The 14,750-nt window shown below is 39.3% G+C and carries 13 protein-coding genes; 4 read left to right on the top strand and 9 right to left on the bottom strand.

From position 1 onward, the window contains the following. Positions 1-113 precede the first annotated feature (113 nt). The 4 genes from ACXYSK_RS02120 to ACXYSK_RS02105 all read left to right on the top strand — a co-directional run bounded on the left by ACXYSK_RS02120 (position 114) and on the right by ACXYSK_RS02105 (position 2,592). The gene (locus ACXYSK_RS02120; RefSeq protein WP_458624847.1) at positions 114-485 is read left to right on the top strand and encodes a helix-turn-helix domain-containing protein; all 372 of its coding nucleotides are present in this window, start codon (positions 114-116) and stop codon (positions 483-485) included. Positions 486-531: 46 nt separating this feature from the next. Next, entirely contained in the window at positions 532-852 is a 321-nt protein-coding gene (locus ACXYSK_RS02115) for an ImmA/IrrE family metallo-endopeptidase (protein WP_458625397.1), read from the top strand. A gap of 13 nt (positions 853-865) precedes the next feature. After that, positions 866-1,372, top strand: coding sequence for a hypothetical protein (locus ACXYSK_RS02110; RefSeq protein WP_458624846.1), 507 nt, complete (start codon positions 866-868; stop codon positions 1,370-1,372). Positions 1,373-1,488: 116 nt separating this feature from the next. Next, the gene (locus ACXYSK_RS02105; protein ID WP_458625396.1) at positions 1,489-2,592 is read left to right on the top strand and encodes a tyrosine-type recombinase/integrase; all 1,104 of its coding nucleotides are present in this window, start codon (positions 1,489-1,491) and stop codon (positions 2,590-2,592) included. Positions 2,593-2,894: 302 nt separating this feature from the next. Here ACXYSK_RS02105 and ACXYSK_RS02100 read toward each other — a convergent pair whose 3' ends face one another. Genes ACXYSK_RS02100 through ACXYSK_RS02060 form a run of 9 tightly spaced genes read right to left on the bottom strand, consistent with a single transcriptional unit; the run spans position 2,895 to position 14,667 of the window. Next, positions 2,895-3,776 carry a peptidoglycan amidohydrolase family protein gene (locus ACXYSK_RS02100; protein WP_458624886.1) on the bottom strand — a complete coding sequence of 294 codons (882 nt, stop codon included), beginning with the start codon at positions 3,774-3,776 and terminating at the stop codon, positions 2,895-2,897. Between the two features lie 19 nt (positions 3,777-3,795). Continuing rightward, positions 3,796-5,364, bottom strand: a complete 1,569-nt coding sequence (locus ACXYSK_RS02095) for a collagen-like protein (protein WP_458624885.1) — start codon at positions 5,362-5,364, stop codon at positions 3,796-3,798. Between the two features lie 56 nt (positions 5,365-5,420). Then, positions 5,421-5,753, bottom strand: coding sequence for a phage holin (locus tag ACXYSK_RS02090; RefSeq protein WP_458624884.1), 333 nt, complete (start codon positions 5,751-5,753; stop codon positions 5,421-5,423). Beyond that, positions 5,740-6,201: a phage holin family protein gene (locus tag ACXYSK_RS02085; RefSeq protein WP_458624883.1), complete on the bottom strand. Its 462-nt coding sequence runs from the start codon at positions 6,199-6,201 to the stop codon at positions 5,740-5,742. The genes ACXYSK_RS02090 and ACXYSK_RS02085 overlap by 14 nt, the downstream gene beginning before the upstream one ends. Positions 6,202-6,212: 11 nt before the next feature. Next, positions 6,213-6,836 (bottom strand): hypothetical protein, encoded by a 624-nt coding sequence (locus ACXYSK_RS02080; protein ID WP_458624882.1) that lies wholly within the window; start codon positions 6,834-6,836, stop codon positions 6,213-6,215. Continuing rightward, on the bottom strand, positions 6,826-7,035 hold the full coding sequence (locus ACXYSK_RS02075; protein WP_458624881.1) for a hypothetical protein: 210 nt from the start codon (positions 7,033-7,035) through the stop codon (positions 6,826-6,828). Before ACXYSK_RS02075 ends, ACXYSK_RS02080 begins: the two co-directional genes overlap by 11 nt. Next, positions 7,028-10,927, bottom strand: a complete 3,900-nt coding sequence (locus ACXYSK_RS02070) for a phage tail spike protein (protein ID WP_458624880.1) — start codon at positions 10,925-10,927, stop codon at positions 7,028-7,030. Before ACXYSK_RS02070 ends, ACXYSK_RS02075 begins: the two co-directional genes overlap by 8 nt. After that, positions 10,928-11,650: a phage tail protein gene (locus ACXYSK_RS02065; protein WP_458624879.1), complete on the bottom strand. Its 723-nt coding sequence runs from the start codon at positions 11,648-11,650 to the stop codon at positions 10,928-10,930. Further along, entirely contained in the window at positions 11,647-14,667 is a 3,021-nt protein-coding gene (locus ACXYSK_RS02060) for a phage tail tape measure protein (RefSeq protein ID WP_458624878.1), read from the bottom strand. Before ACXYSK_RS02060 ends, ACXYSK_RS02065 begins: the two co-directional genes overlap by 4 nt. Positions 14,668-14,750 lie beyond the last annotated feature (83 nt).

Here is a 14,750-nt window from a genome sequence, read left to right as displayed (position 1 = left end):
TTATATTTCGCTTTACAATATATATTCTATACTTTTTTATAGAGCTTGTCAACACTTTTCTATACTTTTTTCTAGAATATTTTTTTGTTAAGCGTAGAAAGGTTGATTTAACAATGTTTTCAACGTTTGAAAAAATCAAAGAACTTGCTAAAAAGCGAGGAATTGCTTTGTCAAAACTAGAAGAAACTTTAGGTTATAGTACAAATTATTTTTATTCATTAAAAAAGAAGGCGCCTAATTCTGAGCGACTTCAAGAAATTGCTGAATATTTTAATGTTTCGACCGATTATCTATTAGGTCGAACTGATAATCCTAATGTTGCAGGTGAGATTGTCACTACTGCTGATGGTCGTGCTGTTGACTTGTCCAATCTTCGTGAACGTGTAGTTCTTTTTGATGGTAAACCACTATCAGATGAAGATGTTGACAAGATTGCGCAGATCATTAAACTCTCTTTGGGGGTGTCTGACATTGAAAGTGAATGAGTTGCTGGATGAATACCAGGTCACGCTTTATCTGTTTCCCGAAACAATGTGGGAGCGTAGAGGGTTTTATTTTCCTGATGAGCGCACTATCTATGTGAATGGTAATCTTAGTCAGGAAGAACGAGAAGAGGTTATCCTTCACGAATTAGGACACATAAACCATAACCCAGCGCATTATAAAAGACTGCTCTATAAATACGAAAATGAAGCAGATCGCTTCATGGTTCGTCATCTCATTTCTGAAGAATTGTCTCAATGCGAGCCTTCGGAATTCAATTGGTTAAGTTTTGCTAAAAGGCATAAAATTGCGACAACTTGGGGTGAACAGATGATTCAAGAAGAATTTTATAGATTGACAGGTAGTTAAAAGGAGAAGAAATATGGATAAATTTAACAATTCTAAACCAGTTTATAAAAGAATATGGTTTTGGGTGCTGATTGCTATCGTGTCTATTGGTGTTGTGAATGGTATTCTAAACACTCCATCTAAAAATACTGCTGCTAAAACTGAAAAAACAACATCGACAACGGTTGAACAAAAATTCAAAATGACTAAAGAATTAGGTGAGGAATTCGCTTTATACTTTAAAGAGAATGCTGAAGTTCTAGATAAAGGTGAAAAGGTTGATTTTGTTCCTGGAGGGGATGATAAAAACCTTTCTGTACGAATCGGAGAGAGTTGGAAGAATGAAAGCACTAGTCGCAAGATCTATATTTCAAATGAATTTTTGAAAGCTAAGAATACCATTTTTGAAAAGTGGGCTCAAGAAAAAGGCTACAATGTTGATTTAGAAAAAGATACACCTCAACTACTGGTTTATACCTCTGATTCTGCTAAAACTCAAATTTCTCAAGAGTATAAAGGAGAAATGAAAATACTGAAATAAAAAAATCCCCACACCAGCCTGCAAGCAAAGATGTGAGGATGTACTGTATAGAAAAGAATGGCATTAAAAAGCCCTCTTTACTATACCCATTTTACCAAGAAATGAGGGAAAAAGCAATGATTGGCAAGTACGAAAAAGGTGGTTCTACTGCTTATTATTTTAAAGCATATCATGGAATAGATCCACTTACGAATAAAAAGATAATTACGAAAAGACGAGGATTTAAAACAGAGCGAGAAGCAAGGCTTGCAGAAGCAAAGTGCTTGACTGAATACGAGAAGAAAAGTTTTAGGTCTAAGAATACTACTACTACTTTTCAGCAAGTTTATGAGATCTGGAAAGAGCATTATAAACATACTGTGAAAGAGTCAACTTATGTCAGTCAAGTGAATATTGCTGATAAGTGGATTATTCCTAATTTTGGAGATAAGCCAATCAATAAAATTAGTCTATCTATGTGTCAGGCTCAAGTTAATAAGTGGGCGGATGAGTATAAAAGATTTTTTGGAATCATCAGCATAGCAAATCAAATCTTTGATTATGCCATTTCAATGGAACTCATCGAAAACAATCCAATGAGAAAGACCTTGAAACCTAAAAGACAAAAAAATAATACGGATGAGCTTGAAAAATTCTACAACAAAGAAGAGCTACAAGAATTCTTTGAGATTGTTAAAAGTTTTGATGATGTAGAAATGCTGACTTATTTTAGATTACTAGCTTTCACAGGTATGAGAAAAAATGAAATAAGTGCTTTGAGGTGGTCTGATGTCGATTTGAAGAATGGCCAGATTACTGTCAAGCAAACACTGGCAAAAGGTGAAGATAATAAACTAATCTTCCAAACACCAAAAACCAAAAAGAGCGCTCGGACAATTACTCTGGATCCAAAGACCATCGAAGTCTTAAAAGAATGGCACAAATTTAGTACCAAAGGACTCCTTTTTAAAAATGAAGATGGAGGTCCTAGGAGTGTTGTTCATGTCAACAATATGCTGAATAGGATTTGGAGGAAGTACCCAGAATTTAAGCGAATCACACCTCATGGGTTTAGGCACACACATTGTTCTTTACTCTTTGAAGCTGGAGCTACTATAAAGGAAGTTCAGGAGCGACTTGGTCACGAGAATATCCAAACAACAATGGATATATACGCTCACGTAACCCAAAAAGCAAAAAATGAAGTAGCAAATAAATTTGCTACCTATATCGGATTTTAAATATGGGTACCAAACTGGGTACCAAAACAAAAAATAGGCTTTCCGAAAATCTCGGAAAGCCTTATTTAATGGTGTATAGAGCGATTATTTAGCGATCGGGTAAACAGAAACTTGTTTTATAAATATAGGAAGAAAAAATGTTAAATAGTATTCAAAGTTTGTTAAATAAAGAAAGTTTAGAGGTATTCAGATGCTAAAAAAATACATAAAAAACAATTCTGGGTACCAAAATGGGTACCAAAACAAAAAACCGCCAGCCAAAGCCAGCGGTTGAGTGTAATTAAATTTTTGTTCTTTCTATTTTATTTTGTAGTAATCAAGCCATCTGGTTCAACTGTGAACTCAGGCTTATCAGCAAGTGTGCCGTCTGGAAGTAGCAAGTACCAGCCGTCATTATATTTAATGAAGCAATCGGATTTCATTTCGCCATTGACTGCATCGAGGTAGTACCACTTATCGTAGTATTTAACCCAGCCAGTAACCATAGCACCATCTCTACTGAAATAATACCATTTGTCATTGATTTTATTCCAATCAGTAGCCATTTCCCCTGACTTGTCAAAGTAGTACCATGTGCCGTCAGGGCGTTGTTTCCATTTATTAGAGAGCATATAACCGCTCTCATCAAAATAGTACCATGTACCGTCAATTTTCTCAAATTGGTCTTTAGGATATGAGCCGTTAGCTCTAGCGTACCAGTAGCCCTTATCATCCGACTGCCAGCCTTTTTTAGGTGCTTCAGGTTGAGCGTCTGGATTGGTTAAGCGGTAAGCGTAAAAATAAGGTTGACCTGCTGCATTCCAGATGGCATCATGATTGTTAACTGTGATACCATTCCGTGCATAGTTACAATGAATGATATTGTCTGAGTCAACGAACATACCCGTATGACCACCAGCGCCAGCTGAATATCCACGTCTTCCGTAGATGAAGATATCCCCACGCTGTGCATTCCATTCTTGGTTTTCAGCAATAAGCTCATAACCGTTTTTAATAAGCCAGTCGTGCTCATACTCAGTATTTACTGCCCATCCAGCAGATACTGCTCCAGCGCTCCTCAAAGCGTAGTAGACTGAGCTTGAACAGTCATAGCTATCAGGACCGTCACGGTATTCCATACTGTAATAGACTTGTCCTTCACGTTCACGCATCCATGCAATAGCTGTTTCAATATTGATTGTCATTTATATTTTTCCTTTCATATTATGGTAAAACACCAGGCCATGGTTCGCTAGTTAAGTAAGAGATAGAACTTACACGGATATCTCCGATGTCTCTATCCGTTGGCACTGGGTCAGTGAATTGAAAACGTAGCATATTGCTATCCCCAGCACCGCCTAAGTACCAAGTCCCATAGGAGACACCTTTATCGTTGTAAATGTTTCCTATTAAAGACCCTTCAGAGCGAAAACCAACAGGAACACCACCAAGTCCTAGAATGTAACAGTTTCTTTCCCTGTCGCTCCCTTGAGCCTCGTATCCTACGCCACCTCTACGAATGACACCAAACCAACCCCAGCTTAGCCCACCGAATTGGTATGTTACGGTGTCATTTTTGCGTCGAACTTTTAGATATGAGTTTCCGAGTTTAGACTTAATATTCAACGTTCTCCAACCAGTATCACCAGTCAATACTTCCCATCCTTGATTTCCGCTTCCTTGTCTCTTTATCCACTTGAGAGCTCCACTTGTAACAGCGGTATCAACGTAAGTAGTCCCGACTGGTGCGGTTACTTTACCGTTAGGAAAGCCCGTTCCGTGGATTTCATACTCATTAATTTGTCCAGTATTCCCGCTTGTTGAAGTAGGTAGGGTTACGTTGCCACCACCATCAGATAAGATGAGGGTGTTCCCTTCGATACTCAATTTTTGAGGAATTCCTACACCATCACGACCGTCAGCACCTTTAGGACCTGTAAGTCCAATAGGCCCTTGAGGTCCAGCAGGCCCTTGTTCCCCACGCTCACCCTTTGGTCCGATTTGTCCGTCTTGCCCTCGTTCCCCTTGGATACCTTGTAAACCTTGAGGGCCTTGTAAACCGTCAGCACCTCTAGGTCCAACATCACCTTGTGGACCACGTTCGCCAGGCTCTCCTTTATCTCCTTTTGGTCCAGGAGTTAGTGAGATATTGCGTAATTCGTCCTTAGTAGCAAACTGACTTGTGTCAATATTAGACTTGTTTTCTAAGACCTCTACACGCTGTTTTAAGGCGCTATCGTCATACACGGTATCTTTATCCGTCTTTGTCTTTAGCACTCCAATATCGGCTGAAATATGGCTTAATTCACTACGTAAATTGCTATCGTCATAAGTTCCGCCTTGCTCTTTGATTTTTGCAAAGAGTTCGTCCAATTCTTGTTTAGTTACAACATCCTTAACGTTAACAATTCGCCCTGATTCACGTTCAATAAGTGGTTGCTTGACTGCTTTATCAATCTCACTTACATGGACATTAAATATAAAGCTATATACATCCGCTGACTGCTCTACTTTTTCAAAGTAGATGTAGCCAATAACGGATTCATCCGTAGTGATTAGCGATGTATCGAATTGAACCGTAAACGAATTATCTTCGATTACTGCTTCTACTTCTTGATATCGCTTGGTGGATTTGAAATAGAATAAGCAGATTACCTTGGTAGCGGTCAAATTATCGAGCGTAAACTTGAATTCAGCGATACCTTTATCTTTGCTATAAAATTCTTGATAAAGCCTGTCAATGTCTCTGTTGTTGGCTGAAACGGTTAATCTCTTTTCAATAACCTTCTTCAAGTGCTACCTCCTTTCCTTATTTAAAAAAGAAAGAGAACCCTTTGGGGTTCTCTGATTTATTTTTCAGACCAAGCATCATTCATCTGCTTGACAGCTGACTCTACGAAGGTATCGAGGTCACTGTCAGTCATGCTGATATTGTATTTTTTAAGCTCTGCACGGATTTTAGTTCGTGCTTGTTCCAGTTTTTCTTCACCTTTGTATCCAGTTTCAGCAGATACCTGCTCAACCGCATTGACTGCATTCTTAGCAAGAATTTCAACAATCTTGATTGTTTTCTCTCCACCTTTTTGAACGAGGTATTCTTTGACAGCTTTAACTGCGATACCTACCAAGATAACAAGGATGCTGATAGCACCGTTAAGTAAAATTTCATTAATTTGTTGCATCGTCTTTCTCCTTCACTTCAAGTTCTACTTCTACTTTGTCTTTTTGGTCTATATTTACCAATAACTGCCCGATTTTACGAGCGTTGTCTTTCTTTAGCTGGTTAATGTAAGGCTTCAAAAATTCAGGGAATGCAAGACCGATAATTTCCCAATTTTCAATCACTGAAAACAGATAATTGAATGAGAAAAACATAGTCCAAGCAATCCCAAAACTACGAAAACCAAGAGAACGGGCATACATAGCTACAAGTAAGATAACAACAAACACAATGAAATGTCTAATCAATCCCATTGTTCCGACCTTGCTATCAAATCGCTTGGTCTTAAATGCCTTGATATATCCTGTCACGATATCTAAAATCATCAACCAAAAAAAGAAATGAATGTAGGGGCTATATGAAAGATTTTTGAGGTGTTCTAATAATTCATGAAACGCTAAATCTTGCATAAGCTACCTCCTTAGATATGGTCTACATCACTTCGTGGTGCAGTCCATTCCAAGACTTCGACAAGACCGTCTGTTGTTGGTTGACCTTTAAGCTGTTCAACTGTTTGACCGTTATACTCAAACTCACGCTTGATATATACGAACACATACTTACCTTCGCTGTTTGTTTCAACATGATTAGGGTCTTCTAAAAATAGTAAGTCATTCTCAAAATAAGTTTGTCCACTTAACAAAGGTGGCATAAATGAAGCAAGCTCTTTGTAAGCAGCGCCGACTGGAATCCCAATTTTAGCTACAATCAAGGAAAGAATTCGAATCGCTTTGTTAAGAGTAGTAGATGTTTCTTGTTGTTGTTTAACAAGTTTAGATAATTCGTCTTGTTTGGTCTTAGTTGTTTCTAATTCTTGTTGAGCCTTAACGACTGCATTCGCTGGGTCCAATTCAGCTTTAACGATATCTAATACTGCTTGAATAAGCACATCATCTTGGTCTTGTGTACGGTCTCCCACAAGCTCACGTTGGTTGGTACTGTAACGGTTGCCATCTTGTAAGCGAATTTCTACAACGGTTGTAGTTTTGTCCCCAAAACCACGAATGTAAGGTTTAGTTGCTAGTGTGTAGTTGTTAATTGCCATTTGCCATTTGTCCTTTCAATTGTTCAAATTTAGCTTTAAGTTCTTCATCTGAATTGATGATTTTATTGATTTGTTCGAGCTCCAAAGCCGTAGTTGTGTATAGTGCTTCAAATGTTGCTGATTTAGTAGCTTCTTGACCTAATTTCTCTGAAAGAGAATTTACTACTAAACGGCTGATTTGTTGGTCTTGTTCATTCATGTTGTTTTTTCCAACCTTTCAATTTTTGATTTAATTCTTGAATAGCCTTAATGAGATAAGGTACAAGTTCGAATGTGCGATATGAATAAGCACCGTCTGGATTTTTATAAAAAGCTTCTGGTGCATATCTTTGAACATCTTGAGCCATGATACCGCAAGAGATATCCTCGACTTTGTCATCGTATTCCTTACGATATGAGTAGGTTTTAAGGTTCTCGATAACATCAAGTGCTGAGATCTTGCTATCTTGAATGTTTGTCTTATATCTACGGTCTGAAATTTCTTTATTAAGAGGGATCCAATCTGTTTGTTCTTCGTTAAATCCATAAAAATATAGATAACCTTTATATTTGTCAAGCTTTTTGAATGCAGGAGAATACATCCAGTAACCACCTGTTTTATCTTTTTCATTGACATAGTAGATATTACCTCCTACTCGGAGGTTTCCATGGATAACTGGTGTATTGTAAAAATGAGCAGTATTATGACAATACATTTCACCAATACGTGTCACATACCAAGCATTAATATCAGGTTTATCCCAGTTATCCCCCCAGTTAACCCAAAGAGCAGTTTGCCCCCATTTTGTGCCACCATTACTCATACCAACTGCGAATTGGTTAATACCAGTTAGCCAATATGTACTTGGGTCTTTATCGTGCGTACCGAATTGGAATCCACCGATACGACCCTTATAACCTTCAAGTAAGGTTGCTGAGACTACAACTGACCGTAGTTTGTTGATAAAAGCTGTTTTAGCAGCAAGCGTATCCGTAAAAACATCGCTAGATACAAGCTTCTTCGCTAGAGCAGTATCAAATATCAGCTTGTCTGCTGCAATCGAATTTGAGCGAATGATGTCAGTGTTCAGAGTTCCTATTCTGGCATCTCCCACGAACAATCTCTTAAAATACCCGTCTATAGCCGTGATTTCGTCTAGTAGCGTTCTACCTTTAAGTCGAATTTTAGCAGCTTCAATCAGAATATTATTGCTATTCAGATTGATTTGTGAAGCGATTGCTCCAGCGTTGGTCAATGTTTGGATAGCGTAGGAATCAAAGAGTTGTGACACCTTTGTTTGAGTTACAAGGTCTTGCGTTGAAGTATCATCCTTGAAATCTTGCGGAGGTGTTTCGCCACGAACTAATGACACCTTCCCAATCGCTACTGTCCCGTTCTTCATCAACCAAATTTCAAGAGGGAATTCTCTTCCTTTAGTCGATGATTTCTGGACTGTCATCGTACCTGTGATGATTTGAATACCAGTTTTTGTAAAGGTAACGCTATCAGATGCAAGACCGCCATCTTCTGCCCACAGTTCGATACCAAGAGGGGCATCTGGCAACACATCCACCCATGCCTCTATGCGGTAACTAAGCTTTTCACCCTCAGTAAATGTAGATGTAGTAAGTGGCAATGCGAATCCATGATAGACTACGTTGGTATTACCAGCATTTGTGATCCGTAGCAATTTAGTGCCAGCTTGTACTTTGATAACATTCGCATCTTCTTGTTTCTTCTTCCACTTGCTGAAATTGGTTGGGTCGAATACAAGATTATAACTACTTCCAGTGATTTTTTTGACTTCAGTCTGAAAAATTTGACTAGACATAACAAGCCTTGAAGCGTTATCTGCCACACCTTGCTCAGTCGTACCTAAAATTCGCTCATATAGCTGACTTGTCTCTTTGACACGCTGGAAATCGCTCTGGTCAACTTTGCCACTTATTTGAGCAGAAATCGTAGCAAAACGACCATCCGATGTTTCTTTGTATTCAGCTAACTTTTGTGTGACTTGTGTTCGTACTGCCTCAATAGGCTCTGCTGAGTCTTCGGGTGCTGGTTGCCATTTACGGTCATTTGTCCCCTCGTAAAAATCCAGCTCAGTCATGAACATACCAGACCAACCATTTGGATTTCCTGTGTATTCAAATACTAGATAACCATTATCAAAATCACCGATATTTAATTTTAACGAATGTTTAACGGCTTGATGTGAACTGAAAGCGGGTGAACCAGTCTTGTCAAAAAGCGTCTGAATCTCGTCATAGTCTTGATTAGCAGAGTCTTTTTTTCGTTTCCGTAGAGTTATTCTTACCCTTGCCGTGTTTGCGTCAAAGGCTAGAAAATTCAATGTATAATCAGTATTTTTCTTGAAAATAAAACGCGGGCTATTTACTACCGCTCCATTTTCCAGTGAAAACATTCGTTTTTGACCGTTTAAGTAAAAATGGTGTGATAGGAATTTGAATTTGCTAGGATCACCGTTCCAGTATTTCAAGCCATCATCTGCCCTCGAATTTCGGAGCATATTCGGGCCCCCTTGCGTTACTTTTTCAGCAATCTGACTAGCTAAGCTTGTAAACCGCCCGTCTATACCTTGTTTGTAATCGGCTAGTTTTGCTTCATTGTCTCTTGTGAAATCTTGGAAGCGTTGCGTAATTTGACTTTGTGTTTCTTCTCTCGAATAGCGTTTTAAATCAGCGACAGCACTCGTTAGTTTATCTTCTTGCCTGTTAACTCTAGCAGCCATTGAAGCAAATTTGATTTGATTTTCACTAGCGATATGCTTTGCTTCATCTGCTAGTTCATATCCTGCTCTTACTTTGGCAAGTGCCTCTTCTGCTTTTTTCTTTGCTTCGTCGAATCCTTCTGGACTAAACTCGTGAAATCGTCTGTCGATTTCGTCTGATAGAGCACGCTTGTTCTCTTCTGCTTTTGCTTTGGCGAGTTCGACACCGTCCAAAATTTCCTGTCTCAACAATCCAGCTTGATGATCAAAGGCTAAGTCAGCATTTTGAAGAGCCTTTTCAAGGGCGATTTCTTGAGCTGATTCTGTCACACCAATTATTGCATCAGCTGCGTTAGATAGCCCGCCAGAAGATCTAGAACCGCCAGTTCCCGCCTTATCATCGAAAGTCAGAGAGATGTACTCTTCTTTTAAGGCATCAAATTCATAAGCAATAGCTTTCTTGAATGCATCGACATTGTGTTTTCGACTCTTGATATTGACCGTATCACCCATGTGAACAACTTGTCCATCAAGTTCATAGGCTTCAATTTTGATAGCATCAGAAACTTTGTCAATACCTTGATTCGTAAATTTAGCTTGTGCCCACTTCTTTAACTCTTCAACGGTCTTTGCGTTGTTGTTCTCATATTCTTTCTCATTTATGTAAGGATATGAGTTAATAAGAGGGCTGTCAACCGTAACCTTGAGAGTCGTTTCTGTTTCTGCGCCTTCAGGTTTAAAAGTTGATTTAGCATGGATTCTTGTGACAACATTCTGACTATTTCTTGTACGTTGATAATCCTTCAGATTCTTGTGTGTTGTAATAACAACACCACGATTCTCACCACGATTTTTTTTGACAGTCATTGCAAAGTTATCACGAACTAGCTCACCTTCCCACGTTCCAACGATACTATGCTTTCCATCGAGCAATACAGAGTAAAGAGTTTCTGTTTCGGTCGTGTTGAAGGTTCTACGTTCCTGGATATCGCTATTGAAAGAAAAATCTCCCAAAGCTGTTTTTGTATTTTGAACCATGCGGGAAAGAGCCATATCACAGCTCTGACTACTCACGCTTAATGGTGTTATAGACCGTTGCATTATATCGTCTGAGATGTGATAGGCTGTTATTTCTAAGTAGTCATTGTGTTCGACAGGTGTTTTGATGCGGAAAAGCTGAGCACCGAGAACAGGAGTTGGTGCTTTTATCAACATATCTTCTTGAATGAGTTGATAAATTTCTGAGTCAGAAATAGGGTATTTCACAGTTAAGGTGAAATCTCCATTCATGGTCTCTTTAACAATCGCTGAAGTCGCTTCATGAAGTGGCTCTCCGTTCCAGCGCACGGTTCTTACATCTTTGTCAAGTAAATAAAGCAATTATGCCCACCCCCAAACCGTCTCGATTTCAAGCGATTGAATACCAGTACCTAGAACGACACCGACATTTTTCAGTTTTGAGGGATCAACAGTAATAAAATCTCCTGACCATTTAACTGATTTTCCTGTCGTGGTCTTAAAGCTTGGATTATCTGGATTGTTGACCATCACAAGCGATTCTGAGAGTTTTTCAAGACGAATAACCTGACCAGCGATTGTAAATGAAGTCTCAGTAGCACTCTGTCCAACAATTGTGATTTTAGGGAAGGCAAGAGCAGACCCTTGAGTAGTTAAAACTCCGTTTCCTGTCAATCTTTGTGTGTCAGTGGTTTTGAAATATTTTGTAGGGTGGCAAGTGAATGTTACTTTCGTCATATACAACCCAGGTTGTGTTTCTTCAAGGTCACTAGCATTGGCCTTATAACACCAGAGTCGGGTTGTTTTGACTCGCTCGCTTTCTAACCAAAATTTTTCACGAATAAAAAGGGTCATGAACTGATTCATCTGTTCTTCAGTTGGTTTAACTAAATAAATCGTATAAGATTTTTGAACTAATTTACGATGTTTGTTGGTCTGAACAATCGCTCCGCTAATGCCACCATGCTCTAAAAGTTCCGTCTTACTTTCTCCTAATGCAACTGAAGGAGGATCGTGGACGATAACCTTAAAAGGAAAAGACGATGTTCTTACACCGTCAATAATCAATTCATTGTGTTTTATCATGCCATACCTCCTCTCAATTGGGTTCTACGTTGGATTTCATCGGCAATTCGTTGAGCAACCTGGTCAGCAATTCTAGCGATGTCTGCTTCTTCTCTGACAACATTACCAGTTATTGTGATGTTGATGTTTGTTGGATTTTCACCCATCGTTTGAGCAATACCTCGACCAATCGCGCCAAGTGTTCTTTCATTAAGTGGCAATACCGCTTCATTTCCAGCTTCGCCACCAACCATCATATTATTTCCGTTCATACCAAATAAGGTCGGTTTCGTCATGATACCGCCTTTAGCATACCACTCGATACCAATTCTAGGTATTTGACCTTTTAGCCAATCGAGCGGATTTGCTGAACCACTTACTGAAAAGTGAGGTAGTGGAATATGTGGCCAACTAATGCTGAAATTAAATAGTCCTTTGATAGCATCGATTGCAGAACTTACAAGGTCTTTGGCTCCGTTTATAGCATTCCCGATTGAATCCTTGATTCCATTCCAAACATTTGAAACAGTGTTTGAAATACCATTTAATACATTTGAAATTGTACTTGAAATTCCATTCCAGACATTTGAAATTGTACTTGAAATGGCGTTTATCGTATTTGAAATGTACGATTGGATAGCTGTGAAGATGGTCTGAACAACATTTTGGATAGCATCCCATACAGTTGAGAACACTCCTTTGATTGTTTCCCATGCTCCTGACCAGTCACCTGTGATGATCTGCATGACTGCTTTGATGATGCCTAAAACAACATTGATTGCAGTTTCAACTACTGTCTTGATGACTTCCCAAGCGGTCGTGATGACCAGTTGGATATTCGCCCATGCTCCCTCGATTAATGGACCTAAGAAAGTCATGACTGCATCAATTACGGTTTGGATAGCATTCCAGACTGTTTCTACACTCGCACGAATGAGTTCTTGGTTTTCTGTCCACCAACTGACAACCACTCCAAACATACTCATGATGAAGTTAGAAACTTCACTAACAACCCTGTTGATGACTTCCATGATAGCATTCCAGACGGTCATTACCGCCTCTCTGAACCCTTCGTTCGTTTCCCAGAGGTACTTGATACCAATTACGATCGCTGCAATAGCGGCAACAATTAAAGCAGCGATACCAATAATGGGTGCGGCTGCTGCAATCATCGCTCCAATGGATGTTCCAAGCGCGACTGCTGCTGCTTGTAAGGTTAAGAATATCGGGACTAGAATACCAGCAACTGTGACTACCCCTCCTAAAATCACGATAAATTCTTTAACAGGTCCAGGTAAACCACTGAACCACTCTGCTATATCTTTGACCATGTTTCCAAGCACTTCAAAGATAGGTGCTAGAGTTTCAGCGATTGCTGCGCCTAGTTCTGACATAGCTAGCGTAACTGAGTTTTGTGCTGTTTTAAATTTGTCAATAGGATCCAGAGTTGCTTCAAAGGTTTTAGAAACTGAACCTACTGAATTTTCAGCTGCTTCGGAGAATGTTTGAAAATCAAATGCTCCACGCTTGATTGCATCAATCATTTGAGGGGCTTTTTTAGCACCAAAAATTTCCATAGCGAGCCCCATTGCTTCAGTTTCGCTAGTTGTGTTCTTTATCTTATCGATGGTTTCGACAAGTCCCTCTTTCAGAGTCTTACCCTTCTTAGCGTAGGATCCTGCCGCTTTCGTTAGTCCTGACAAAGCACTTGAAGCATCTACACCGCTTGTTTCAAATTGTCCAAGCAATGCAACACCTTCCTCAAATGAGAGGCCTAGCATTTTAATTTGTGGTGCTCCTTCAATAGCTTTCTTCATCAAGTCATCGACTGACACACCTGTTGATTGAGCTGTGTATGTTGTAGAGTCTAGGACTTTCTCTAAATCACTGGTTGATAACTCGTAAGCTTCCAAGGCTTTACTTGCTGAAATAGTTGAATTAGTAATGTCTGTACCGTTAATTTCAGCAAACTTTATCATTTCGATGGATGCATCTTTTAGTGCGTCACCAGTTAATCCAAACTGTGTATTAACCTCTCCGACTGCTTCACCAGCCTTGCTGAAATCGGTTGGGATAGTCGTTGCGATGCTTGAAGCAATATCTTGCATTTCTTTCAAGCTGTCCCCAGTTGCACCAGTCTTAGTCACGATAGTGTCCATGCCTTCGTCAACTTGTCTGAAGGCTTCTAATGCACTTTTCCCAAAATCCACAAGCTTCTGACTGATGTCTGCTAGTTTTTCTGAAAATTGGTTTAATAGTTCGGCTTTTAGGAGGTTATTCGTTTCAGCCAGGTTTCCAGCTGCTTGTTTGCCAGCACTACCCAAATTCTTCATTTCTTGAGAAAGATTTGAATACGATGCTTTAGCTTGGTTCAGTTGTGCTTCCATTTTGTTAGCTTCAACTGAATTCTCTCCATACTCTTGCTTAGTTAACTCTAACTGCTTTTCAAGATTTTCAATCTGTTTAGCAACGATAGAGGATTGTGCACCGACCTTTTTCTGTGCCAGAGCTAGTTTTTCGGATTCGCTAGCGTTAGCACCTAACTGGCTTTCTTGTAGTTTGAATGAACTTACAACTTTTTCAGACTCACTAGCAAGGCGATTTTGCTCTTTCTGTAAGTTCTGAAGCTGACTCTTATTGCTTTGAGTGGCATTGCCATTTTCTGCTAGTGCTTGGTTGACATTAGCAAGTTTTCCTTCGTAACCTTTAAGGACATTCTTAGTGGTTTCAACTTCACGTTGAAATGCTCGGTACTGATCAGCACCGATGTTTCCACTCTTGAATTGTTGCTCGACCTGAGATTGTGCTTGTCTTAGGGTCTCTAGTTTCTCTTTGGTTGTAGAAACTTGTTTTTGTAAAAGCTCTTGCTTTTGAGTCAATAGAGTGACATTCCCTGTATCAAATTTTAAGGCTTTGTCAATCTGTCTTAATTCTTGTGTTGCATCTGTTGCAGCCTTATTGACATTTTTGAGTGCCTTTTGTAAGGGTTGCGTGTCTCCATCAATTTCAATCTTGATGCCTTTAATATTTCCTGCCATGTTTCCTCCTTTCTCTAAAAAATAAAAAGCGCTGAGAGAACTTCTATGACTGATAATGCAGTCAGGTCAATGAACTTGACCTT

The sequence above is a fragment of the Streptococcus sp. V919 genome, assembly GCF_054353475.1.
Note: the sequence above shows the minus strand (reverse complement) of the source record. Positions and strands in the feature narration are given on the sequence as shown.